19 protein-coding genes are annotated in these 21,143 nt (G+C 42.4%); 17 read left to right on the plus strand and 2 right to left on the minus strand.

All coding sequences use genetic code 11. The features are described from left to right. Positions 1-22 precede the first annotated feature (22 nt). The 9 genes from H589_RS0117485 to nifJ all read left to right on the plus strand — a co-directional run bounded on the left by H589_RS0117485 (position 23) and on the right by nifJ (position 11,822). Positions 23-760, plus strand: a complete 738-nt coding sequence (locus H589_RS0117485) for a fumarate reductase iron-sulfur subunit (RefSeq protein WP_027723228.1) — start codon at positions 23-25, stop codon at positions 758-760. 2 nt (positions 761-762) lie between these two features. Continuing rightward, a complete protein-coding gene (locus H589_RS0117490) occupies positions 763-1,602 on the plus strand; it encodes a fumarate hydratase (protein ID WP_027723229.1) in 840 nt (279 codons plus the stop codon). Continuing rightward, positions 1,602-2,159 (plus strand): Fe-S-containing hydro-lyase, encoded by a 558-nt coding sequence (locus H589_RS0117495; protein ID WP_027723230.1) that lies wholly within the window; start codon positions 1,602-1,604, stop codon positions 2,157-2,159. The genes H589_RS0117490 and H589_RS0117495 overlap by 1 nt, the downstream gene beginning before the upstream one ends. 39 nt (positions 2,160-2,198) lie before the next feature. After that, complete coding sequence (locus tag H589_RS0117500; protein ID WP_027723231.1) at positions 2,199-3,518, plus strand: malic enzyme-like NAD(P)-binding protein; 1,320 nt, start codon at positions 2,199-2,201, stop codon at positions 3,516-3,518. Between the two features lie 15 nt (positions 3,519-3,533). Further along, complete coding sequence (locus H589_RS20835; protein ID WP_156891774.1) at positions 3,534-3,746, plus strand: hypothetical protein; 213 nt, start codon at positions 3,534-3,536, stop codon at positions 3,744-3,746. Next, a complete protein-coding gene (locus tag H589_RS0117505; protein ID WP_027723232.1) occupies positions 3,721-5,253 on the plus strand; it encodes an SLC13 family permease in 1,533 nt (510 codons plus the stop codon). The genes H589_RS20835 and H589_RS0117505 overlap by 26 nt, the downstream gene beginning before the upstream one ends. A gap of 226 nt (positions 5,254-5,479) precedes the next feature. Continuing rightward, positions 5,480-5,689: a hypothetical protein gene (locus H589_RS0117510; protein WP_027723233.1), complete on the plus strand. Its 210-nt coding sequence runs from the start codon at positions 5,480-5,482 to the stop codon at positions 5,687-5,689. A 244-nt stretch (positions 5,690-5,933) separates the two neighbouring features. Continuing rightward, the gene (gene pta / locus H589_RS0117515) at positions 5,934-8,054 is read left to right on the plus strand and encodes a phosphate acetyltransferase (RefSeq protein ID WP_027723234.1); all 2,121 of its coding nucleotides are present in this window, start codon (positions 5,934-5,936) and stop codon (positions 8,052-8,054) included. A gap of 243 nt (positions 8,055-8,297) precedes the next feature. Next, the gene (gene nifJ / locus H589_RS0117525; RefSeq protein WP_027723235.1) at positions 8,298-11,822 is read left to right on the plus strand and encodes a pyruvate:ferredoxin (flavodoxin) oxidoreductase; all 3,525 of its coding nucleotides are present in this window, start codon (positions 8,298-8,300) and stop codon (positions 11,820-11,822) included. A 156-nt stretch (positions 11,823-11,978) separates the two neighbouring features. On the opposite strand, the gene rimK is transcribed toward nifJ, so the two are convergent. Together rimK and H589_RS0117535 are read right to left on the minus strand one after the other, a co-directional pair. Beyond that, entirely contained in the window at positions 11,979-12,884 is a 906-nt protein-coding gene (rimK, locus tag H589_RS0117530; protein ID WP_027723236.1) for a 30S ribosomal protein S6--L-glutamate ligase, read from the minus strand. 21 nt (positions 12,885-12,905) lie between these two features. Next, entirely contained in the window at positions 12,906-13,376 is a 471-nt protein-coding gene (locus H589_RS0117535) for an ATP-dependent zinc protease family protein (RefSeq protein ID WP_027723237.1), read from the minus strand. A 283-nt stretch (positions 13,377-13,659) separates the two neighbouring features. On the opposite strand from H589_RS0117535, the gene H589_RS0117540 reads away from it, so the two are divergent. The 8 genes from H589_RS0117540 to H589_RS0117575 all read left to right on the plus strand — a co-directional run bounded on the left by H589_RS0117540 (position 13,660) and on the right by H589_RS0117575 (position 21,122). Then, positions 13,660-14,352, plus strand: coding sequence for a phosphoadenosine phosphosulfate reductase family protein (locus H589_RS0117540; RefSeq protein WP_027723238.1), 693 nt, complete (start codon positions 13,660-13,662; stop codon positions 14,350-14,352). Between the two features lie 27 nt (positions 14,353-14,379). After that, entirely contained in the window at positions 14,380-15,087 is a 708-nt protein-coding gene (locus tag H589_RS0117545) for a uracil-DNA glycosylase (protein WP_027723239.1), read from the plus strand. Positions 15,088-15,389: 302 nt separating this feature from the next. Then, the gene (locus H589_RS0117550) at positions 15,390-15,731 is read left to right on the plus strand and encodes a hypothetical protein (RefSeq protein WP_027723240.1); all 342 of its coding nucleotides are present in this window, start codon (positions 15,390-15,392) and stop codon (positions 15,729-15,731) included. Between the two features lie 41 nt (positions 15,732-15,772). Continuing rightward, on the plus strand, positions 15,773-16,114 hold the full coding sequence (locus tag H589_RS0117555) for a hypothetical protein (RefSeq protein WP_027723241.1): 342 nt from the start codon (positions 15,773-15,775) through the stop codon (positions 16,112-16,114). A gap of 54 nt (positions 16,115-16,168) precedes the next feature. Continuing rightward, positions 16,169-16,528: a hypothetical protein gene (locus H589_RS0117560; protein ID WP_027723242.1), complete on the plus strand. Its 360-nt coding sequence runs from the start codon at positions 16,169-16,171 to the stop codon at positions 16,526-16,528. A gap of 28 nt (positions 16,529-16,556) precedes the next feature. Then, positions 16,557-18,128: a hypothetical protein gene (locus tag H589_RS0117565; protein ID WP_027723243.1), complete on the plus strand. Its 1,572-nt coding sequence runs from the start codon at positions 16,557-16,559 to the stop codon at positions 18,126-18,128. A gap of 171 nt (positions 18,129-18,299) precedes the next feature. Beyond that, on the plus strand, positions 18,300-19,376 hold the full coding sequence (gene ispG, locus H589_RS0117570) for a flavodoxin-dependent (E)-4-hydroxy-3-methylbut-2-enyl-diphosphate synthase (RefSeq protein ID WP_035076569.1): 1,077 nt from the start codon (positions 18,300-18,302) through the stop codon (positions 19,374-19,376). Next, complete coding sequence (locus H589_RS0117575; RefSeq protein ID WP_027723245.1) at positions 19,377-21,122, plus strand: proline--tRNA ligase; 1,746 nt, start codon at positions 19,377-19,379, stop codon at positions 21,120-21,122. The last annotated feature ends 21 nt before the right edge of the window (positions 21,123-21,143 follow it).

Here is a 21,143-nt window from a genome sequence, read left to right on the forward strand (position 1 = left end):
CTGACGACTTAAGGATATAAAAATGAGCAGACAACTCGAATTTGATATATTCCGCTATAACCCGCAGGAAAAGGGGTCGGTTCCGCACATGCAGACTTTTGTGCTGGATGAAACCGAAAACATGACTCTTTTCATTGCGCTTAACCGTCTCCGCGAAGAGCAGGACCCCGGTCTTATTTTTGATTTCTGCTGTCGCGCCGGTATTTGCGGTGCATGTGCCATGGTTATCAATGGACGTCCGGGACTGGCCTGCCAGACAAAGACTATTGATCTTCCCGAACGGATCACTCTGTTGCCTCTGCCTGTATTTAAACTGATCGGTGACCTTTCAGTTGATACCGGTGTCTGGTTCAGAGAAATGTATCAGTCAACTGAATCATGGGTGCATACCACCAAGGTCTTTGATGCGAATGCTATTGAAGAGCGTATGGAAAATGAAGTTGCCGAGCAGATTTATGAGCTTGAACGTTGTATTGAGTGCGGGTGTTGTGTTTCAGCCTGCGGTACAGCTCGTTTGCGTGATGACTTTCTCGGCGCTGCAGCTCTCAACCGTGTAGCCCGCTTTGTAGTGGACCCAAGAGATCAGCGTACTGATCGCGATTATTTTGAAATTATCGGTAATGATGAAGGTATCTTCGGCTGTATGGGATTACTCGGCTGTGAAGATGTCTGCCCCAAAGGACTGCCGTTGCAGAACCAGTTAGGTTTTCTGCGGCGTAAGATGGGGATCACTGCAATCAAGGAAATATTCAGGAAGTAATCATGCGTACTATTAAAGCTGAACAGGTTATCGATGCCGTAGCGAAAATGTGCGTCAGTGCAAACCGCTACCTGCCCGAAGATGTGCGCAAGCGTTTTGAAGAATGCGCTGCTGCCGAGGATTCTCCGGCTGCAAAAGAAGTTTTCAGGCAAATTAAAGAAAATTGGGAACTTGCTGAAAAGTCAGGTCTGCCTCTCTGTCAGGATACCGGCCTTGCCGTGTACATCGTGGAAATGGGGGAAGACGTCCGTGTTGAAGGTATGAATATCAGGGATGCTATTGATGCTGGAACTCGCAAAGGATATGAAGAGGGATTTTTAAGAAAATCTTCTTGTGATCCTCTGACCAGAAAAAATACCGGTGATAATACTCCTTCAATTATTCATATGGATGTTGTCCCCGGGGATAAACTTAAAATTACCTTTATGGCTAAGGGCGGCGGTTCTGAAAATATGAGCCGTGTGACCATGCTTGCTCCGGCTCAGGGCTGGGCAGGTATTAAGAAGTTTGTCATTGAAAGAGTTGCTGAAGCCGGACCTAATCCTTGCCCTCCAACAATGGTCGGTATCGGTATCGGCGGAACATTTGAATATTCGGCACTTCTGGCAAAAAAATCACTTATGAGAAAAGTTGGCGAAGCGTCACCTGATCCTGAGATTGCAAAGCTTGAAGCCGAACTTATGGAAGACATAAATAAGCTTGGGATTGGTCCTATGGGATTGGGCGGAAAAACCACAGTTTTTGATGTCAAAATTGAAATGCGTCCCTGTCATATCGCAAGTCTGCCGCTGGCTGTTAACATTCAGTGTCACTCTTCAAGACATGAGGAGGTGGAACTCTAATGGCTGAATATAAACTTAGCACCCCCCTGACTGATGAAGATATGGTGCAGCTTAAAGCCGGTGATGTGGTTAAACTGACCGGAACTATCTACACCGCGCGTGATGCAGCACATAAAAGACTTGTTGATCTTCTTGATGAAGGCAAAGAGCTTCCTTTTGAACTTAAAGGTTCAGTGGTTTATTACGTAGGTCCCAGTCCGGCTCCTCCGGGCAGACCCATCGGGGCAGCCGGTCCTACTACAAGCTACCGAATGGATACTTATGCACCTCGTTTGCACAGCCTCGGCCAGAAAGCCAGCATAGGTAAAGGCAAGCGAAGTGATGAAGTTAAGCAGGCTCTTAAAGATAATAAAGCTGTTTATTTCGGAGCCACCGGAGGTGCTGGTGCTCTGTTGTCCATGTGCATCAAGGAAGCGAAAGTTATCGCTTTTGATGAACTGGGCCCCGAAGCAATCCGTGAGTTGACTGTAGAAGATTTTCCTCTTCTCGTTATCAATGATTCTCACGGAGGCGAGTTATACGCTGTCCCTGATCGCAAGGCGGCGGGTATTGAGTAACCGTCAGTTTATTTATGCTGACAACTAAGGAGAATATTTATGGCTCTTTTTACTAAACAGGAAGCTCTTGATTATCATTCCGAGGGCAGAAAAGGTAAGATTGAAGTTGTGCCTGTAAAACCATGTGCGACTCAGAAACATCTCTCCATGGCCTACAGCCCAGGTGTGGCTGAGGCGTGTCTGGCAATAGCTGAAGACAAAGAAAAATCATATCTTTATACTGGACGTGGAAACCTTGTTGCTGTTGTTTCCAACGGTACAGCTGTACTTGGCCTTGGTAATATCGGCCCTGAAGCAGGTAAGCCTGTAATGGAAGGTAAAGGGGTTCTCTTCAAAGTTTTCGCTGATGTAGATGTTTTCGATATCAATCTTGATGTCACTGATCCTGATGAACTCTGCAATATTGTTAAAGCTCTCGAACCTACTTTCGGCGGCATCAATCTTGAAGATATCAAGGCTCCTGAGTGTTTCTACATCGAAGAAAAACTCAAAAAAGAAATGAATATTCCTGTCTTTCATGATGACCAGCATGGAACTGCTATTATTTCCGGTGCAGGACTGATTAATGCTGCTGAAATCACAGGTAAAAAAATAGAAGATATGCGCCTTGTTGTATCCGGCGCAGGAGCAGCTGCAGTTGCCTGCACAAACTTCTATATGTCACTTGGTATTAAACGTGAGAATGTTGCTATGTTTGACTCCCGTGGGCATATCAACAAAAGCCGTGAAGGACTCAACGCACAGAAACAGGAATTTGCTACTGACAAGGAATATAAAGATCTTGCAGATGCAATGAATGGTGCTGACCTGTTCCTGGGACTTTCTGTAAAAGGCATGGTTACCAAAGATATGGTAAAATCCATGGCTGACTCTCCTATCATTTTTGCTTGTGCAAATCCTGACCCTGAAATCAGTTACACTGATGCTAAAGAAGCCCGCCCTGATGCAATCATGGGGACCGGACGTTCTGATTATCCTAATCAGGTTAATAACGTTCTTGGCTTTCCTTTCATTTTCAGGGGAGCTTTGGATGTACAGGCTACATCTATCAATGAAGAAATGAAAATTGCCGCAGCTAAAGCTCTTGCTGCTTTGGCAAAAGAACCGGCTCCAGACTATGTTTGTGAAGCTTATGGAGTTGATAAGCTGGAATTCGGCATTGACTACATTATTCCTAAACCGCTTGACCTGCGTTTGATCGAATTCGAATCAGCTGCTGTTGCTCAGGCTGCAATGGATACCGGAGTTGCCCGCAAAAAAATCGACATTGAAGAATACAAAAAAGAACTTCGCGAGCGTCTGGCTGCTTCCAGAGTACGTGTTGGTGATTTTATTAAGTCTTATAATCTCGATTTCTAGTTTTATAAGAATTGTGTGAACCTCTCTCCCGGATTCGTGAGGGAATTCGGGAGAGATAAAATATGTGATGAGGTCCAGTATGTAAGTATCGGCGGTCTGACCGGATTAGGCAGGATGTTTCAACTTGCGCTGACAACCCGCATAGCGGGGCTTGCTGAAGCATTTTTTCCGGTAACTCTGCCACAAGCTCAAGTGAGGGACTATGAGCGATCCAAAAGACAGTGGTAACGGACGTAAAATCGGTTTTTTTCTGGGGCCGATAGTTTTCCTGCTCATGCTTTTCATACCTACTCCAGAAGGTATGGAACCGAATGCCTGGAAAGTTGCTGCTGTAACAGCGCTTATGGCTATCTGGTGGATAACTGAAGCTATTCCAATTCCTGCAACTTCGCTTATACCTATTGCTTTATTTCCGCTCCTGGGCGTTATGAAATCAGCTGCGGCATGTTCGCCCTACGCAAATCATCTGATCTATCTCTTTATGGGTGGCTTTTTTCTGGCTGTCACCATGGAAAGATGGAACCTCCACAGACGTATAGCTCTACATACAATTAAAACTGTCGGTACCAGTCCGGGGCGTATGATTCTCGGGTTTATGATAGCGACCGGTTTTCTTTCCATGTGGGTCTCAAATACTGCAACAACAATGATGATGGTTCCAATCGGTCTGGCTGTTATTCAGCAGGCGACCGGTTTTGATTCCAAAGACCTTAGAGCTTGTGCTACCTCAGGGCCCGAGTCCAACTTTGGTAAATGTCTGATGCTCGGTATTGCTTATGCTGCATCCATGGGTGGTGTGGGTACTATTATTGGTACTCCTCCTAACACTGTTATGGTCGGCATGGTTGATAAAATGTATGGCGTGCAGATCGGATTTGGACAGTGGATGGTTTACGGCGTACCTTTGGCCGTGATCATGATAGGTGTATCCTGGTGGATTTTGACTCAGATTTTGTTTCCTGCCAAAGGGCTTGAACTTGCTGGTGGCGAAGCAATTATTGATAGTGAAATCGCGAAACTTGGGCCTATGTCCAAGGAAGAAAAATATATCGTGATAGTAGGCTGTTTTGTCGCTGCATTCTGGCTTTCACGTGGCTTTATGAAACCTGTTGTTAAAGATTTCTGGCCTAACTTTGGTTATATTCATGATGCTACTATCGGTATTCTCGGTTCTTTAGTTCTTTTTGCTATCCCGACCAATTTCAAGAAGGGTGAATTTCTTCTTGACTGGAAGACAGCAGTAAAAATTCCCTGGGATGTAATTCTGCTCTTCGGTGGTGGTCTGGCAATAGCTAATGGTTTTTCAAAAACAGGTCTGGCCAGCTACATTGCTTCCAGATTGACAATGCTTGATGGTATGACGCTTCTGATGTTCGTTGGTGTGGTTGTTGTTATCACAATTTTCCTTACGGAAATCACTTCTAACACCGCAACAGCAACTCTACTTGTTCCTATTATGGGCAGTGCCGCAATCGCTATGGGGGTCAACCCGCTGGCAACAATTGTCGGTGCATGTGTCGCAGCATCCTTTGCATTCATGCTTCCTGTTGCAACTCCGCCTAACGCAGTTGTTTTCGGTAGTGGATGTGTGTCGATTAAACAGATGGCTGCAGCAGGATTCTGGCTGAATCTTTTCGGTGCGGTCCTGATTACTTTATCCGTTGTTTATGCTCTTCCGCTTCTTTGGGGCATAAATCTTACTGTGCTTCCTGACTGGGCTGTAATGCCCAAGTAATACCTCCCCTGTATCCGGGCGGGGTTGTCTCGCCCGGATCTGTTTCTAAATTTTCAACAGTTTTTCTATTTTACTCTGCGGCTCAATAGCCATGGGTTCTATACGTGCGCCTAGAAAACGGATTTAAATTTGTCCAGATCAGTCATGCAGGGTGAATTAGCAAACTTAAGAGATTATTAGTTTGTTATGATTGCATTGAAATCAGGATTTGACTGGTCAGGAGAAAATGGCTTTCTCTTTTTGTTATAATATAGACTTAATCCTCTCCCGCAACAAAGTGGATAGTCTTCAGCATAAGTGGAAGGCCAAAGGAGAATTTCCGGGAAATACACTTATCTGTCAGCTTCTTGTTAAACGGGTTGTGATACTGCAACTTCAGCAGCTTGGCGGACCTCATCAGCACCTCCTGTGTATTCTTTCCGGGAATTCTTCTTAAAAATATCCAACCATTTTAAGGTCGAGTTTCTATAGTATTCTCCAAATCATTTTTTTGAAATATACAAATGAATCTAATGGTATTTAGATCTAAAAATATGTCTTTGCGAATAGGTACTATAATACAAAATCATCATGCTGATTCCGAAAATATAAAAATAGAAATGATAACCTTAGAGTCGTGATTATTGAGAGAACTTCTGTTATTAATTATTGCCAAGCATTCTATTTAATCAGGAGAGATAATGTCGAAAAGTTTGTACATAGCAGCCACAGAGGCTCGCAGTGGTAAATCAGCGATTGTTTTAGGGGTTATGCAGTTACTGCTTACTCATTTGCGTAAGGTAGCTATTTTCAGGCCTATTATTCATGATAACTTACGTGGGAGAGACCATGACATAGATCTGATCCTTCGTCATTTCAATCTCTCACAGGACTATGCTACGACTTATGCCTATACTCAGAGTCAGGCTACTCGTATGCTAAATGACGGTAAGCATTCTCTGCTTATGGAAAATATTCTTGAGAAGTTTAAAAAACTGGAAGAGAAATATGATTTTATCCTATGCGAGGGTACTGACTATCTTGGCGGTGAAGCTGCTCTTGAATTTGATATGAATCTTGATGTCGTAGGGAATTTAGGTTGTCCTGTTTTAGCTGTACTTAATGCAATGAACAGTGATGAAGATGAAGTTTGTGATCTAGCTATCCGTACAGTTGATATTTTTGAGGAAAAAGGTCTGGATGTAATTTCTGTAATGGTTAATAGGGCTTCAAGAAAGTTTGATGCTGACTTGAAAGACAGAATCAAATCTGGCTTTAAAGGCGAAAGTAAGCCTCTTGTTTATATTCTTCCGGATGACAAAAGACTTGGCAACCCGACAATGAAAGATGTCGTCAAATGGCTGGACTGTACTGTGCTTTACGGTCGGGACAGATTGGATACCCCTATTGATAATTATGTTGTTGCAGCTATGCAGATTGAGAACTTTCTTAAGTATGTTAATGAAGGAAGTCTGATCATTACCCCCGGAGACAGGTCTGATATTATCCTGGCAGGGCTTGCATCACGGCTATCCGATGCATATCCGAATATTGCCGGTGTGCTGTTGACTGGCGGTATCCGCCCTGCAATGACTATTCATCACTTGATTGAGGGGTGGAAGGGGGTTCCGCTGCCTATTCTGGTTGCACCTGATCATACACACAAAACAGCCCAGATTCTTCGTGGTCTGCATGGTACCATTGATCCTGAAAATCAGGTCAAGGTACTCTCGGCAATGGGGTTATTTGAAACATGTGTTGATTCACATGAATTGCAGCAGAAACTTGTTTCAACCATATCTACACGTATCACCCCTTTTATGTTCGAACATACTCTGCTTCATAAGGCTCGTGAGTGTAAACAGCATATTGTTCTACCCGAGGGGGGCGAAGAACGTATTTTACGTGCAGCTGATATTTTACGCCGTCGTGATGTTGTAAAAATTACTCTGCTTGGTAATGAAGAGGTAGTTCGCCGGGTCGCCTCTAATATTGATATAGATTTAGACGGAATTAATGTAGTTGATCCAGTCAAATCAGATCTTTTTGATGGTTTTGTTAATGAATATTATGAACTACGAAAGCATAAATGTATAATGAAGGACGATGCCCGTGACCGTATGACCGACCCAACCTATTTCGGGACTATGATGGTTTACACCGGAATGGCTGACGGCATGGTTTCAGGTTCAATAACAACTACGGCACAAACGATACGGCCTGCATTCGAGTTTATTAAAACTAAGCCCGGTGTTTCTATTGTATCCAGTGTTTTTCTTATGTGTCAGGATGATAAGGTTATGGCATACGGTGATTGTGCTGTTAATCCTAATCCTAATGCAGAACAGCTTGCAGCCATCGCGATCAGTTCAGCTCATACTGCTTCTATTTTCGGAATTGATCCAAAAGTGGCTATGCTGTCTTATTCAACCGGTGAGTCCGGCAGCGGGCAGTCTGTGGATAAGGTCAAAGAGGCAACAAGACTTATAAGAACGATGGCTCCTGATCTGGCTGTAGAAGGCCCTCTTCAGTTTGACGCTGCTGTTGATCCTGATGTTGCAGCTGACCTTATGCCGGAAAGTAAAGTTGCGGGACAGGCTACAGTCCTTATTTTTCCTGATCTTAATACAGGTAATAATACTTACAAGGCCGTGCAGCGATCTCAACCGGAGTCTGTCGCAATAGGGCCTGTTTTACAGGGACTCAATAAACCTGTGAATGATCTCAGCCGAGGTTGTACGGTGCGCGATATAGTTAATACTGTCGCAATAACAGCTATTCAGGCGATTGCTGATAAAGGGCAATCGAAGAAAAGTTCATAGGATGTGATATTTTTTAATATATTTATTTTTGTTATTGAATGCGCTTTCAAGACCTTTTTCCGGCCTCTGAAATACAGAATACTGCGTTAAAAGTATAAGTGTTTCAGGTAACTTGAATGGTTGATCAATTTTTTTACACATATCGGTCATGAAGCGGTCAAATACGGGTAGGCAATGTGTATTGACCTATGCTACATTGTGCCCTGCACGCCTTCCAAACCATAAAAGACACGGAGATTTATAATGGCCAAAAAAATGAAAACTATGGATGGCAACCAAGCTGCTTCCTATGTAGCCTATGCTATGTGCGAAACTGCTGCCATCTATCCTATCACCCCTTCATCCCCCATGGCAGAGCTTGCCGATGAATGGGCTGTGCAGGGATTGAAAAATATTTTCGATACCACCATGGAAGTTCGCGAATTGCAGTCAGAAGCCGGGGCTGCAGGTGCTCTTCACGGCGCACTCGCTGCAGGTAACCTTTCATGTACCTTCACAGCTTCTCAGGGACTTCTGTTGATGATCCCTAATATGTACAAAATAGCAGGTGAGCTGTTGCCAACAGTCTTCCATGTTTCTGCTCGCGCAGTAGCTGGTCAGGCTCTTTCCATTTTTGGTGACCATCAGGACGTAATGGCCTGTCGTCAGACCGGATTTGCAATGCTTGCTTCCAACTCTGTTCAGGAAGCTCTTGATCTTGCACTTGTTTCACATCTTGCAACAATCGAGTCCAGCATTCCATTCGTTCATTTTTTTGATGGTTTCAGAACTTCTCATGAAATTCAGAAGATTGAACTGATTGATTATAAAGATATGGCCGCAGCTCTGAACTGGGATAAAATCAGAGATTTTCGTGATCGCGCCCTTAATCCTGAGCATCCTCATACCAGAGGTACCGCTCAGAATCCTGATATTTATTTTCAGGCAACTGAAGCAATCAACCCTTATCGTGATGCTGTTCCCGGCTATGTGGAAGATGCGATGAAGACTGTTGCCGATCTTACCGGTCGTGAATACAATCTTTTTGATTACGTAGGACATCCTGAAGCTGAAAATATCATTGTTGCAATGGGCTCCGGTTGTGAAGCCATCGAAGAAACAATTGAAAAACTAGTTGCAGACGGCGAAAAAGTAGGTCTGGTGAAAGTCAGACTGTATCGTCCTTTCTCAATTGAACATCTGGGTCGCGCTATTCCTGGTTCAGCCAAGAAAATTACTGTCCTTGACCGGACCAAAGAAGGCGGAGCTATCGGTGATCCTTTGTATCTTGATGTTTGCACTGCTTTGAAAGAAATGGACATTGATCTTCCTGTTTATGCCGGACGTTATGGCCTAGGTTCTAAGGAGTTCACTCCTTCAATGGTCAAAGCTGTTTACGACAACATGAAGTCCCTGTCTCCAAGACATCACTATACCATCGGTATCAACGACGACGTTACTCGTCTTTCTATTGAGATCGGCGAGAAACTCGATACCACTCCTGAAGGTACTGTTCAGTGTAAATTCTGGGGACTCGGTTCTGACGGTACTGTCGGTGCAAACAAACAGGCTATTAAAATTATCGGCGATAAAACCGACATGTACGCTCAGGGGTACTTTGCCTACGATTCCAAGAAATCCGGCGGTATCACCGTATCCCATCTGCGTTTCGGTCACAGCCCGATTAAATCCACATATCTAGTTGAAATTGCCGATTTCATCGCTTGTCATAATCCCAGTTACGTAAAGCTTTACGATCTGCTGGACGGTATTCGCGAAGGTGGAACCTTCCTGCTTAATACCAGCATGGGACAGGATGAACTGGAAGCTGAACTTCCTGCAAAGCTGCGTCGCAAAATTGCACAGAACAACCTTAAGTTCTATGTTATTGATGCTGTTAAAATTGCAGGTGAAGTTGGTCTCGGTGGCCGCATCAACATGGTTATGCAGACTGCATTCTTCAAACTGGCAAACGTTATTCCTTTTGAAGATGCTGTTGCCTACCTTAAAGAATCCATCAAAAATGCTTATGGCAAAAAGGGCGATAAGATCGTCAACATGAACAACGCTGCTGTTGATCAGGCCGAAGCAAATCTTATTGAAATAAAATATCCTGAATCCTGGGCAACTGCTGAAGAAGACGTTGTCGAAGGTGGTATGGAACCTGAATTCATCACTGATGTTGTTAAGCCTATTCTGGCTCAGAAAGGTGATGAATTACCCGTTAGTTCATTTTCTCCTGACGGACGTTTCCCCATGGGAACATCCCGTTTTGAAAAGCGCGGCGTAGCAATTCTGGTTCCTGAATGGATTAAAGATAACTGTATTCAGTGTAACCAGTGTTCTTTTGTCTGCCCGCACAGTGCTCTTCGTGGTGTTCTTGCTGATGATGAAGAACTCAAAATTGCACCTGAAAGCTTTGAAACTGTTGAAGCTAAGGGTAAAGGTCTTGATGGTCTGCATTATCGTATGCAGGTGAACGCACTTGACTGTCAGGGGTGCGGAAACTGCGCAGATATTTGTCCTGCAAAAGAAAAGGCTCTCATTATGAAGCCTATCGCATCTCAGACTGATGCTCAGGTTCCCAACTATGATTTCTCTGAAATCGTATCATTTAAAGACCAGATCATGCCTAGAACTACTGTCAAAGGCAGTCAGTTCCAGCAGTCTCTCATGGAATTTTCCGGTGCCTGTGCAGGTTGCGGAGAAACTCCTTACGCTAAAGTTCTGACTCAGCTTTTCGGTGAACGCATGATCATTGCTAACGCAACTGGTTGTTCTTCAATCTGGGGAGCATCAGCACCATCAACTCCTTACTGTGAAAACCTTGAGGGTCATGGACCAGCATGGGGTAACTCACTATTCGAAGATGCTGCTGAATATGGATTCGGTATGGAAATGGCTATTTCCAACCGCCGTGATCGTTTGAAAATGCTCATGGAGCAGGCTCTTGATCTGGATATCAGCTCAGAACTGGCTGAGGCTCTTAAAGGCTGGATCGAAAATAAAGACGATGCTGAAAAATCTCGTGAATGCGGCGATAAGCTGCGTGAGATTCTTGCTGTTGAGGCTGATACTTACGAGCTTCTCCTTGAGATTGAAGAGCAGGAAGACCTCTTTACCAAGAAGTCTGTATGGTGCTTCGGTGGTGATGGATGGGCATACGACATCGGTTTTGGTGGACTGGATCATGTTCTTGCTTCAGGTAAGGATATCAACGTACTGGTGATGGATACTGAAGTGTATTCCAACACAGGTGGACAGGCTTCTAAAGCAACTCCTCTTGGATCTGTTGCAAAATTTGCAGCAGCAGGTAAGCATACTGCCAAGAAAGATCTTGGACGTATGATGATGAGTTACGGCTACGTTTATGTTGCTTCCGTTTCCATGGGAGCCAACAAAAATCAGGTCATGAAAGCATTTCTCGAAGCTGAAAGCTACCCTGGACCTTCTTTGATTATTGCTTACGCACCTTGTATCAATCAGGGTATCAGGAAGGGTATGGGGAAAACTCAGCTCGAAGGTAAACTTGCTGTTGAGTCCGGCTACTGGCCGCTTTACAGATTTGACCCACGTCGCCAGGAAAATGGCGAGAATCCACTCGTTGTTGAATATAAAGAACCTGATGGAACTTTGCAGGAATTCCTGTCCGGCGAAAACCGTTACGCTATGCTTGAACGTATGATGCCTGAAGCATCCAAAACTATGCGTGCAGGAATTGAAAAAGACTGCAAGCAGCGTTACAAACTTCTCAAGCAGTTGTCTGAACTTGATTATTCTAATGACTAGTCAAAGATTATAGCTTGAGTCCTTTATAAAGTATGCCCCCGTTTCCTGTTAATGGATGCGGGGGCTTTTCTTATATGAGATACGAATCGTATTATAATCCATCTATATTTTCATCTTATGGATTTATTGTCATAAATTTTATGCTACTGATTTTAATCAGCCTTTACCTTTGGTTTTTGTCTTACCCGGTTTAGCATTTTTTTCAATAAATTCAATAAGTTTTCCAGCAACATCAGTTCCAGTTGTTTTTTCAATCCCTTCAAGACCAGGTGATGAATTTACTTCCATAACAACAGGACCATGATTTGACCGGAGAATATCTACTCCGCAAAATCCTAATCCCATGATTTTGGCGCTACGCATAGCGGTAGATCTTTCTTCAGGAGTAATACGGACTTGGCTTGCATGCCCTCCTTGATGAAGATTAGAACGGAAATCTCCTTCACGTCCCTGCCTTTTCATGGAAGCTATAACTTTATCACCGATTACAAGACATCTTATGTCAGAGCCTGATGCCTCGGAAATAAACTCTTGTACAAGTATATTGGCTTCAAGGCCTTTGAATGCCTCAATAATACTGGCAGCTGTGCCTCTTGTTTCTGCAAGAACAACACCTTTACCCTGTGTACCTTCCAGAAGTTTGATTACAAGAGGAGCTCCTCCTACTGTATCAATAAGATCTTCAGTATATTGAGTGGAGTGGGCAAAAGCCGTGACCGGAAGCCCGATCCCTTTTCTGGCCAATAGTTGGAGACTACGCAGTTTGTCGCGTGAGCGGCTGATTGCAACTGATTCATTGACGCAATAAACTCCCATCATCTCAAACTGTCTTACAACGGAACAGCCATAAAAAGTTACAGAAGCTCCAATACGTGGAATGATAGCATCAAAACCTTCAAGTTTTTTACCTTTGTAAAGTATACTAGGATTATGAGACGTTATATTCATATAACATTTCAGCGGGTTTATAACGCTGACATCATGTCCCCGTTTAATGCAGGATTCTACCAGTGATTTGGTAGAGTACAGTTCTTTATTGCGTGAAAGAATACCTATTTTCATGTTAGTCTCCAGTCTAAAAAATCAATTATCATATATAGTAGCAAGTTTTTTACCAAGAATATATGATTTCGAAGGATCAACGATAAGCCTGTTCTCCATGGCTTTTCGTCCTAAAAGCATACGGAATTTCATAGAGTCACGGTCTGTTAGAGTCAGCTCTATGTTCCATGTCATGTTTCCGAGGTTTATAGGAGTGCATATTACCGGACGTTCTTCAGAAGTCCCTCCTGAGTTGGTAATACTACGAATATCAATAACCGGGGCTTCACAGAAAATCGCAATATCTGTACGTTTAGGTGCCGGATGAATTCCAAACTTTATCCATTGTTCACCATTTCTCTTGAACAACTTATGTTCGAAAGAGTGAAGGCAGGAAGTCCGTGCACCAGTGTCTGTCTTAAATTTTATAGCTGGAATATTCAGCTCTGGAAAAAAAGCCCATTCACGCCAGCCTATTACTGTTCTGCCGTAACTGTTTACGGGATGTTCCATCAGTAGTTCCTTTAATCTTTTAACGCTCTAATTGACAGCACAATTAAGTATTTTGCAGATAAAATGATATAGCAGCAGTTAAGTAATGCCAACGAACTCCTATTAATAGCGAGGTAGGGCATATAGTCTGAAGTTATGAAATGCAAGAGAAAAATATTAATATAATTAATGTCCAAGTCTAGTGAATATTCAAGATATTATATCATATTAATTTCATATGCACAGCTTGCAAAAATGTATGTTTCAGGCAAAAACATAATCAAATATTTTTAAGGAGAATAATTTGTCCGAAATTAGCGTAACTTCACCACTTGATGCAAAGGTTACTCATACAGCAGGTCTGATGTCAGGTTTGCTTGAAATGTATGATCCATCGCACATCGCGGTAGCCTGGACAGGAGGTAAAGACTCCACTGTCGTGCTGGCTTTGTGGCGCGAAGTTTTGAAATCCAGGGAGATTGATACTCCTTTTGCTGTTTCGATCGATACAGGGGTTAAATTTCCCGAAGTAATGTCTTTCCGTGACAGACTTGCACATGAGTGGGGTGTTGAAGTCAAAATTATCAGGCCCGAGCTCGATATAGCAGATTATCCGGTAGCTGTAGATCCTGTTAAATGCTGCTCTGACTTAAAGATACAACCTTTGCAACGTGCAATTGAAAAATTTGAAATAGATCTGCTCATAACAGGTATTAGACGCGATGAACATCCTAGTAGAGCAAATCGTAATTATATTGAAGTCCGCACCGATCCTGATCACACCCTTTTTAATCCTATACTTGAATGGACTGAAATGGATATCTGGTCATTCATTACAATGCATCAAATTCCGCATTGTGAATTATATAATATAGGATACCGCTCGCTTGGATGCAAACCATGTACTATGCTTGCAGGTGGTGGAAATGAGCGTGAAGGACGCAGTGCTGAAAAAGAAAAGAATTTGAAACTCTTAACCTCTCTAGGTTATTTTTAAATAGAATTAATTTAAGGTCTTACTATAATGAAAGTTAAATTTTGCGACTCAACATACAAAATGCATGAATCATGGGCAGATTTTTTTTCAATTCAGAAACTTGATGAACTGGAGAGTATAGGAAAATCAATAGGTCATGATTTTACTCCTTCAGCTGAGCGTGTGCTGAGATTTTGTGAAGTTGATTTAAAGAAAATAGAAGTAATCATATTGGGGCAGGACCCCTATCCACAACCCGGAGTTGCTACAGGAAGATCATTCGAGGTAGGCAATATTGATAAATGGTCCGACCTTAAACGCAATGCTTCGTTAGTAAATATTTTGAAATTGTTGCATAAAAACTATCTTCAGGCTGAAGAAACCGTTGGCATTGCAAAAATTCGTGATGATATTAATTCAGGTCACTTTCCTATCCTTCCCCCTAATAAGTTTTTTGATGATCTTGAGCAGCAAGGCGTATTGTTTCTAAACGCAGCGCTTACCTGCAGGATTATGAATTCCGGCAGTCATACAGATATCTGGCGTGATTTCTCAACGGATCTGTTGAAATTTATTTCTGCAAAGAATAATGCCTTATGGTTTCTGTGGGGCAAAGATGCACAGGAATTTTGCTCTTTCGTTCCTGAGTCCAATAAATTAACCAGCTATCATCCCCGCCTTTTTGATAAGAAACCCGGAGCGTTTCTTCACGAGAATCACTTTGCAAAATGCAAAAAAATTAATTGGGTTAAATAAACGTAAGTGTACTAAATATTACTTAATTTAGTTTGAGTATAAGAGTGAGGGGTGGATAATGTTAAGAAAACCCTCGCTAGTAATTTAAGATGGTAATAGTTTGCAGTTAAGTGACAGAATGAATTCACCAGACTATCTCCGTAAAGCTTGATATCATATTGACATGGGCCAAAATTGAACTTAGAAAAAATAAGTTATAAATATGATATTAAGATTACTGTGCTGTAGAAACTAATGCTGTACATTTTATAGCTAATCAAAATCAATTTATGTCTAGTAAAATTAAGTTCGAGGGGAAGGGCATGAGGAAGATAATATTTCTTTTGGTGAGTTTCATTTTGATGGCTCAATATTGTATTGCCGGACCTATGCAGGTTGATGGAGATATTACCGTTGCAGGCAAAAATACGGGAGATGTAACCTCTGTTGGGGGTAAAGAGGCATACGTTTTGTGGGGAGCTATGAAGGTATCAGATGGTAATGTTAAGGATGCGAGTACTAATTTTGGTGGAGTAAATATTCATAATTCACATGTAAAGAGAAGTGATAAAATTACGGTTATTAATAACAATAGTGGAGGTGTTACAAACATTGGAAAAAAAATCAATGTTGGTGGTGTCCAAATTGGAAGAAAATATGAATAGATGGTTAGTGTAGTTAATTTTAAATTTAATAGGAGTGTTAGATGAAGACATTGAGAATTATCGTTTTGGCCGCGTCCGTAACTCTTATCGCAGGAATCTGTTTTGCTGGTCCTATGCAGATGGACGGTGACATTACAATTGCAAGTGAAAATGAAGCTACTGTAACATCTGTAGCAGGAGGATCTGTAAAATTGGCCGGTGGCATGGCTGGTGGACAGATTGGTAATGTTAAAAATACTAGAACCAACGTCGGTGGTGTTAATATCAAGAATGCTAATGTTGGTAAAAGCGCAACTATAATGGTTAAATCTAAAAATAAAGGTACATACACTAACGTTGGGACTGATTTGAATGTTGGTGGTCTTAATATAGACGGAAAATAGGCAATAAATTCGGGGCTTGCTTTTATGTAAGCCCCGTTTCTTGCGGAGTAAGTTATGTTTGCTATAACTTGGCGATTGGACAAAAAAATTTATTCTTTTTTAGGATGTGCATTATTGTTTTTTTCGTTTTTTACGCATGATGCGTTAGCATTTGAAAATAATTTTGCTGAATATAACAAAGGCATGTATAGTGATATTGAACAAAAGTCTTATAACAGGCGTAAAGTCACTGCTGTAAACCGAGCTAAGTTACAAGCTCATCTTGCTAAGAAAGGAGCCGGTAAAGCAACCTCGTCAGTTATAGAAAATAATTCTTCAGGCCCAGTTGGCGGAGTTGTGGTTGAAGGGGATAACCATGGAGATATTATTATCATTAATGATATCAAAGGTGATGTGACCTCGATAGGAAAATAATGTTTTAAGTCAACGGAACTTACTTATTATGAAGTCTAGATTTACTTTTTGTGTATTAGTCATATTAATTTCTGCTCTTTCTGGTTGCATAACACCACCAGCTCCAACTTTAGACCTTCCACAGGAAAAGCCGGCAGAGAAGAATACCGAGTACTCCACTGCTTTGGAGAAATTCGGTGAGATGATAAATGTTTATTACTATAGCTTAGATCCAAAAAAGAGGAAGACACTGTACGTCTCAGCAAAGCCATTTATCGATAAAACAGGCGTAAATGCAATGTCTCAGGGAGAAATTCCTGAAGAAATGACTGATATGGTAAAAAGTGCTGTCAACCGTATAGGTCCAAATGTTCGCTATGCCGTTGGCGATTATGACTATACTATTAATACCAAAAATATTTATGGTAATGCTGTAACACTTAGGCTCCCAGAAGTTATTATTGATGGGGGATTAACTGAATTTGATCGTGGTTTGAAAGGCACTGGTGGAGATATTGGAGGGAGTGCTTCAGTAGGAACGGGTGTTTTTTCAGCTGATATTGAAGCTAATGCTGTAGAAACCCAAACAATGTCACGCATTACTATAGATATGAACCTTATTGATTTTAAAAGTCAGCTTTTTGTTCCCAAAATGCAGGCTACTAACACAATCAAAGTTTATAAGGGGATGTCCAAATACGATCTAGGATTTGCTATTTTTGGAACAGGTTTTGGTGGAGGGGGCACTGCAAGTGAGTTGCAGGGCAGGCACGCAGCATTACGTCTTCTGATCGATTGTTCCGTTCTTGAACTCTTGGGACGTTATTTAAAACTTCCTTATTGGAAATGTGTTGACGGTGGTAAGGCTGATAAATATGTACTGAATCAAAAGAGAAAAGGGTATGTTCTGTCCAATAAGGCAAAACGGATAGAATGCCTTCAATATTATCTGATGTATCATGGTTATTTTGATGTTCGCCCTACAGGGCAATTTAATGATGCAACAAAGAAAGCTCTTGATGATTTTATTGCGGCCAATAAACTTAAAATTAATAACTATCTTGATCCTGAATTATTTTTAGCTATTTATTCTAGTGTTCCACTTAACGTTGAGACTGTGCATAAAGCAGAAGTTCTTTATCAGCAGGATCTTCAAAAGGCGCTGGCGGAAACTAAATCATTACCTGAAAAGAACACTCAACAGTTTGGAAATAAACCAAAAGCACAAGCTAAGAGTAATACAAGTGCTGATGAATCCAAATATCTAACTTTTATGAGAGCTGCGAAGAAGGCTTTTGCTTCAGGAGATTACGCTACCGCTGAAGATTTGCTTGATGCTGCTTTTAAAGTTGGAACCCCGGCAGGTGAGGCTGAGCCTTTTCTTTACGTTGCTTATGTTCAATTAGGGTTGAAAAAGACTGAGCTTGCAGGAAGATCTCTTGAAAGAGGAATTTCTTTAGTTCCTAATAGTATTGAACTTTATAAAGCGTATGTCCGTTTTCTTGTAAGTCAAAATCAAGTTGAAAAAGCAAAAACAGTTCTTGATAAGGCTATTTCAATTGCTCCCGGTAACAAGGAACTAGAATACCTTAAATCATATCTGAAAATGGCATCTAAATAATTTAATATCTAAAACCAGCTTTTAAAAGTCCCGCTTCCATTTTTGGATCGGGACTTTTTTGTGTATAAAATTTTATGTGCCGCCCTGAGGTTGGCTATGAGAGAGATATATATTATGCTGCTGCGCACGTTATTGATAATAAGGTGCAAAACTGAATAAATCAGGTGAAAAATGATCAATAGAAAAAAGACCCGTGAACTGTTCATTGGCGATGTCGGCATAGGCGGAAATAACCCTATCAGGGTTCAATCCATGTGTAATACCGATACTCGTGATGCTATTTCTACCAGAGCCCAGATTGATGCTTTAGCTGAAGCTGGATGTGAAATTGTACGTGTTGCCGTACCGGATGAAGCGGCTGCTAAAGCTCTGCCGCAGATTCGTAAAGGATCTCCCGTTCCGCTGGTGGCAGATATTCATTTTGATTACCGTCTTGCGCTGTCCGCAATGGAAGCCGGAATTGATGCTCTGCGTATTAATCCGGGAAATATAGGTGGTGAAGACAAAGTTGATTCTGTTGTTGCCGCTGCCAAGGAACGCAAAGTTCCCATCCGTATAGGTGTAAACGGCGGGTCTCTTGATAAAGCTCTGCTTGCCAAATACGGCGGCCCTACTCCTGAAGCAATGGTTGAAAGTGCACTGGAACACGTTGCACTGCTGGAAAAGAGAGGGTTTTACGATACCAAAATATCTCTCAAATCTTCCTCTGTTCTGAATACCATCGCTGCATATAAGCTTCTGTCTGAAAAAGTTGACTATCCGCAACATGTGGGCATAACCGAAGCTGGAACACTTGTGCGCGGTGCAGTTAAGTCCGCTGTCGGCCTTGGTATTCTTTTTTGGGAAGGCCTCGGAGATACCATGCGTGTATCCCTGACTCATGATCCTGTTGCTGAAGTCGGTGTAGCATGGGAAATTCTGCGCTCACTAGGACTGCGTGAACGAGGTCCAGAGATTGTTTCCTGCCCTACTTGCGGACGTACTGAAATTGATCTTATTGATCTGGCTCAAAAGGTTGAAGACAACCTCCGCGGAGTTAAGGATGTTTTTACGGTGGCAGTTATGGGATGCGTAGTTAACGGTCCCGGCGAAGCTAAAGAAGCTGATATCGGTATTGCCGGAGGGCGTGGTCTTGGGATCATTTTCCGTAAGGGTGAAGTTATCCGCAAGGTTAAGGGTGAAGATAATCTGCTGCCCGAATTTATGAAAGAAATCGAAATATTTTTGGAAGAAAAGAGAGGGAAATAAATGCGTTTGAGCCGTTACTATATACCGACTTTAAAAGAAGATCCTTCCGATGCGGAAGTTGTTTCACATAAATTACTGATGCGTGCAGGGATGATCCGCAAATTGACCAGCGGTCTTTATACCTACCTGCCTCTCGGTCTTAAGTCCTTGAACAAAGTAGGAGCTATTGTGCGTGAGGAAATGAATCGCGCCGGAGCTCTTGAAGTGCTTATGCCTATGGTTCAGCCCGGTGATCTCTGGCAGGAAACCGGGCGCTGGGATTATTACGGCAAAGAATTATTACGCATTAAAGATCGTCATGGGCGCGACTACTGCCTCGGACCTACACATGAGGAAGTCATTACCGATCTCGTGCGTGGTGAAGTTAAATCCTATAAGCAGTTGCCACTCAGCCTTTATCAGATTCAGACTAAATTCCGTGACGAAATACGCCCCCGTTTCGGGCTTATGCGTGGCCGTGAATTTGTAATGAAAGATGCCTATTCTTTTGACAAAGATGAATCCGGCGCAGAAGAATCCTACCGCAATATGTTTGAAGCTTATAAAAAAGCTTTCTCACGTATCGGCCTCAACTTTCGTCCTGTACAGGCTGATTCCGGTGCTATCGGCGGTGACTTTTCTCACGAGTTTCACGTGCTTGCCGAGACCGGAGAAGACACTATTGCAGTCTGCCGCGACGAAAAATGTGGCTACGCAGCCAACCTTGAAAAAGCAAAAGTAGCAGCTCCAAACGGCGAAAATATGACTAATGCCGAATGTGCAGCTATTGAAGAAATTTCTACTCCAGGCAAACATACTGTTGAAGAAGTTTGCGAATTTATGGGTATCTCTGCCGACAAGCTGGTTAAAACTTTACTTTTTACCGTAGATGGAGAGCCTGTAGCCGCTCTGGTACGCGGGGATCGTGAGCTGAATGATGTAAAGCTCCGTAATCTAGTGGGTGGAAATGAAGTTGAAATGGCAAGCGAAGAACAGGTTAGAGAGTGGACAGGAGCTCCTGTCGGATTTGCCGGACCTGTAGGGCTCAAGGTAGAACGCATTTTTGCTGATCATGAACTTTGCTCTTCTACAGACTGGGTTGCAGGAGCGAACAAAGGTGATACTCATATCAGACATCTGTCACTCGGACGTGATTGCAAAATAGAAAAATTTGCTGATCTGCGCGTCATAACAGAATCTGATTCTTGTCCTGAATGCGGTGCAAAAATTGAATTTACCAAAGGTATCGAAGTCGGTCATGTTTTCAAACTCGGCGAAAAGTACTCCAAAGTGATGGAAGCAACTTTTCTTGATGAGAATGGTAAGGCGCAGCCAATGGTCATGGGCTGTTATGGAATAGGTGTGTCCCGTGTTGTCGCATCTGCCATTGAGCAGAATAACGACGAGAACGGAGCAATCTTTCCTCCGACAATAGCCCCTTTTGAAATATGTGTAATTTCTCTTGGCGGTAAAGACGAAGCTGTTAATGAAAAAGCCGAGGAACTCTATAATCAGCTCATGGAAATGGGTATTGATGCTGCTTATGATGATCGTAAAGAGCGTCCTGGTGTAAAGTTTGCTGATGCCGACCTTATCGGTTACCCAATGCAGCTTGTGATTGGCGGCAAAGGGCTTAAGAACGGAATTGCTGAAGCCAAAAATCGTAAAACAGGAGAGAAGATAGAACTTCCTCTTGATAATTTTATTGAAGCGTTCAACTCATGGCGTGCCGATATCTGGCATTCATGGGGACTTGAGGCTAAATAGAATATTTATTCGCTTTCAAAG

The organism is Maridesulfovibrio zosterae DSM 11974 (assembly GCF_000425265.1).
GTDB lineage: Bacteria > Desulfobacterota > Desulfovibrionia > Desulfovibrionales > Desulfovibrionaceae > Maridesulfovibrio > Maridesulfovibrio zosterae.